Genomic DNA, 4325 nt, shown 5'->3' on the forward strand with positions numbered 1-4325 from the left:
CGCTCGTCACCATCGTCATTGCGATCATCGTCGCCATCGGCGCTGTCGATGTCGTTGTCCCCGCCATCATCGTCAAAGCCTTCACGGCCACGGCGGCCTTCGGGCTGACGCTCACGATAATCGCCAAGGATGCGGAAATAATGTTCGGCATATTGCAGATAATATTCTGCAGTCACCCGGTCGCCGGCTTGCTGGGCGTCACGGGCCAGGGCGCGATATTTCTCCAGCAGCTGGGTGGCATTGCCGCGCTGGCGATTGTCGAGCCGGGCACCATAGTTGTTGCCGCCGGCCATTTGCTGCGGGCGCGGGCCATTGTTGCCGCCACCGCGCCGCCGCCGCTGGTTGTTCCTGATCAAGCTCGTAATCCCCGTTTTCTGGCCCGTTGCCTGGCCATCCATTGGCCGCTGATTGGGTGATAAATTGCCTCTCGCGCGCCGGACCCCGGCATCAGCCTGAGTTAACCGCAACCGGCTGTGCCCCGAAATGGCTGACCGATCTGTGCTGCGCGAAAGGAAGTCCGCTGCAAAAGCGCGGATACCTGCTCATGCTTTAACCGGGCCTGCGGCATCCGCCAAGGAAAAAACGACGCAAGACGCCCCTAACCTGCTTCGGCGCCCTGCAATAACGCCCAGCCTCAGCGCTCTGCAGCAGGCGCCATGCTGGCCATCAGCTTGAAGCAGGCTTCGGGGTCTTGCCGCTTCAGGCCAAGTAACTGCATTTCAGCGGCGCCGTCGCGGCCCACTGAAATTTCCGGCACATCACTGGTGATGCCGGCAATGATCTGTTCGGCGGCTTCGTGGATGGTAATGCCGGCGTCCACCGGATCAGCGCCGTCGCCTTTCTGGCTGCCATCACCGCGCAGCGCGTTCCTGCCAATTCCGGTCGCCACAAAGCCGGGGGTGAGCACATGCACCTGCACGCCATGTTGGGCGATCTCGGCTCGCATCGCATCAGACCAGCCGACCATCGCATGTTTCGCCGCACAGTAACCAGTGCGCAGCGGTGAGCCGACCTTGCCGGCGACGGAGGCGTTGTTGATGATTCGGCCCGACCTGCGCGCCACCATCGCCGGCAGCACCAGCTGGGTGAGCCGCAGCGGCGCGAAGAAATCCACCTCCATCAAGGTGCGATAAACGGCGAAATCCGTGTCGAGCGCCAGGCTGCGCTGCGAAATGCCGGCATTGTTGACCAGCCAGTCGATACCGCCGGTTGCGGCCTCCACCCGGGCCACGATCGACGGCAGCGCATCAAGATCGGTGGTTTCAAACGCTTCGACAATGCTGCCGGGGCAATGCGCGGCCACGTCGTCAAGCGCGGCACGGTTGCGGCCCGACAACACCAGTCGCGCGCCTTTGGCGGCCAGCGCCAGCGCCAGCCCCTTGCCGATCCCGGATGATGCCCCAGTGATCCAGATCGTCTTGCCTGCAACGTCGCTCACTGCAAATATCCCCAACCAGCAGCCGGTACCCCGATCAGCAGCGGGTGCGCCCACAATATCACCAGCCACAGCGCCAACCCGCCCAGCACCGGCACCAGGCCGGGCCAGATCGCGTTCAACGGCTGGCGGCCACCGATGATGGCCAGGAACGGAATATGCGACGTGCGCGCCATATGGCCGGCATAGGCCGGGTTCTGCGCCTTTTTCTTGCCGTCCTGGAACGCCGTGCCGATCAACGCCAGCACGCCGATGCCGCCGGCCAGCACGATAGTGCGCGGATCAGCGGTCATGATGATATGCACGCCGGCCCAGATAGCCATGCTCCACATCATCGGGTGGCGGGTGATGCGCTGCAGCCCCTTGGGTTCGCCCTTCACGCCCGGCATCATCGCCGGATTGGGCGACGAGACCGAGCCCACAAAGAAGATGCTGGCGACCAGCATGGCAATCAGCGCCGGCAGATAGGCGCTCGCCGGCGTGTCCCACAGCCGTTCCTTGGGCATCTGCCGCCACAGCTGCACGGCAGCGCCGAAACTGGCTAGCGCCACCAGCGAGTAGACAACAGCAAAACCCTTTTCACCCAGCCGCGCCACCAGTGGCGCGCGCAGCGGGTGTGACAGCAACTCGTGGGTGATCACGAACGCGCCCATCAACAGCGCCAGCAGCATCAGATCCGACACAGGCCTCTCCCCCAGGCAGTGGTTCCGGCCCACGGCCGCCGCCATGTTGCAGCGCCGCGCGCCGCGGGCCAAGCGCTTTGTGCGCGGGCGCCGGTCACTTCACGCCGTGCATCAGCTTCTTGAGCAGCGGCGAGATCAGCAGCAGCACGCCGCCGATCGCCGCCGAGGCATAGCCGATGGTTTCAAACACGCCGGCATAGGTATCCAGACTGACCTTGAGGTTGGTCACCTGCCCGCCCACGGTTTCCACGCTGGCCACCTGCGCCACCAGCCCGCCAACATATTGCGCGCAGGCGATGGACACGAACCACAGCCCCATCATCAGCCCGACAATGCGCGCGATCGACAGCTTGGTCACCATCGACAGGCCCACCGGCGAGATCATCAGTTCGGCCATGGAGTGGATGAGGTAAAGCCCGGCCAGCCACCAGATGCCCACCTTGAAATCCGGGCCGGCAAACTGCGTGCCCCACACCAGGAACAGGAAACCGCCGCCAACCCCGGCCAGCGCCAGGCCGAATTTCACCGGAATGCCCGGTTCCAGGCCCCTGCGGCCCAGCGCCTGCCACAGCAGGCTGAACAATGGGGCCAGCAGCACGATGAAGATGGCGTTGAAGAACTGCGTCTGGCCGGCCGAGATTTCGAACAGGCCAAAGATCGACTTGTCGGTGTTGCGGTCGGCAAACAGTGTCAGGCTGGAACCGGCCTGTTCGAACAACGTCCAGAACACCACGTTGAACACGATCAGCACGATCGCAGCCAGCATCATCTGCCATTCCTGGCGGTTGCCATAAACGAAAGACCAGATCGGGATCAGCACCACGCAGGCAAGGAAGGTGGCAAACAGCACCTTGCCCAGGATCGGCAGGCCCATCAGATAACCCATGAAGCCAGCGCCTTCCACCGGCGGCGGCGCCGCCATCAGGTTGGTGAACAGGAACCACACCAGCGGCACAAAGGCGATGGCACCGACATAGATCAGCAGATCACGCTTGGGCGCACCTTCCGGTGGCTCGCCATAGCCTTCCAGCTTGGGGCCGGCGAACTGGATCAGGAACCAGCTCAGCGCCATGCCGAACGCGGCCAACAAAAAGCCCGCCCACCAGCCATAGGCATCGGCCAGGAACGGACAGGCCAATTGGCTGGCCAGCGAACCCATGTTGATGCCCATGTAAAAGATGGTGAAGCCAGCATCGCGGCGGCTGTCGCCCTTGGCATAGAGGCTGCCGACCATGGTCGAGATATTGGGTTTGAAGAAGCCATTGCCGATGGTGACCGCCGACAGGCCGAGCAGCATGATGGTGACGAACAGGCCATCGCGCTCGCCGCCGGATTCAAAGCCGCCTTTGGGCACGCGGCGGCCTTCGCGGCCATCCGCTCCAAGCAGCGACACGCTGCCATCGTCATTGCCCTTGATCTTCAGTTTCTGGCCAGCAAGCGTGATAAACTGCGCCTTGCTGTCGCCCGTGCCTTCCACGGCCACAGCATATTGGGTGCCGTCGATCTTGGCCCAGGGCTTGGCCGCTTCACCGCCGAAACACAGGGTGAAATAGCCAGCCGCCATCAGGATGGCGCCAAATTTCACCGCCTTCTTCGATCCGAGATAATTGTCGGCCAGCAAACCACCGATCAGCGGGGTGAGATAGACCAGCGCGGTGAAGCCGCCATAGAGGCTGGCCGTCGTGCTGTCGGAAAACAGGAAATGGTTGGCGAGATAGAGCGTCAACAGCGCCCGCATGCCGTAATAACCAAAGCGCTCCATGGCTTCGGTGGTGAACAGCCGCGCCAGCTGGGCTGGGTGACCAAACCATTGCGGGCGGGTATCGACCACGCCGCCGGTTGCCTCGTTGTTCAAACTGTCTCTCCCTCACGCGCCAGGCCCCGGCGCGCCGTTTCTGGCCATGGTGATAGCGGGCGATGGCGCGTCCGCCAAGCCGACTTGACCTCAGCGCCGCCGCAGCGTCTGCTTGGGTCATGAAACGCCACCTCGCCGCCGCTCTTTTCGCCCTGTTGCCGCTACCCGCCGATGCGGTGCCCGTGCTGCTGTCGCCGGACCGGGTGTGGGACGGCGCGGTGATGCACAGCGGCTGGCAGGTGCTGGTCGATGGCGAGCGTATCGTGGCGGCCGGGCCCAATCTGGCGGTGCCGGCCGGTGCCACGCGCATCGCCTTGCCCGGTCACACGCTGCTGCCCGGCTTCATCGAAGG

Annotated in this window: 4 protein-coding genes and 1 pseudogene; 1 reads left to right on the forward strand and 4 read right to left on the reverse strand. The window is 63.9% G+C overall.

Annotated elements, in window-relative coordinates; all coding sequences use genetic code 11:
* From RMO81_RS14580 to RMO81_RS14595, 4 genes are all read right to left on the reverse strand, one after another.
* Positions 1 to 356, reverse strand: a 356-nt coding sequence (locus RMO81_RS14580; protein ID WP_310476635.1) for a DUF4167 domain-containing protein, incomplete at its 3' end; no start/stop codon positions are given.
* A 278-nt stretch (positions 357 to 634) separates the two neighbouring features.
* On the reverse strand, positions 635 to 1438 hold the full coding sequence (locus tag RMO81_RS14585) for an SDR family NAD(P)-dependent oxidoreductase (RefSeq protein ID WP_310476636.1): 804 nt from the start codon (positions 1436 to 1438) through the stop codon (positions 635 to 637).
* On the reverse strand, positions 1435 to 2118 hold the full coding sequence (locus RMO81_RS14590; RefSeq protein WP_310476637.1) for an NnrU family protein: 684 nt from the start codon (positions 2116 to 2118) through the stop codon (positions 1435 to 1437). The genes RMO81_RS14585 and RMO81_RS14590 overlap by 4 nt, the downstream gene beginning before the upstream one ends.
* A gap of 94 nt (positions 2119 to 2212) precedes the next feature.
* On the reverse strand, positions 2213 to 3973 hold the full coding sequence (locus RMO81_RS14595) for an oligopeptide:H+ symporter (protein WP_310476638.1): 1761 nt from the start codon (positions 3971 to 3973) through the stop codon (positions 2213 to 2215).
* A 119-nt stretch (positions 3974 to 4092) separates the two neighbouring features.
* Between RMO81_RS14595 and RMO81_RS14600 the strand changes: the two are divergent.
* Positions 4093 to 4325: pseudogene (locus RMO81_RS14600) on the forward strand (amidohydrolase family protein); the annotation flags it as partial.

The sequence above is a fragment of the Sandarakinorhabdus sp. genome, from assembly GCF_031422795.1.
Classification (GTDB): Bacteria; Pseudomonadota; Alphaproteobacteria; order Sphingomonadales; family Sphingomonadaceae; genus Sandarakinorhabdus.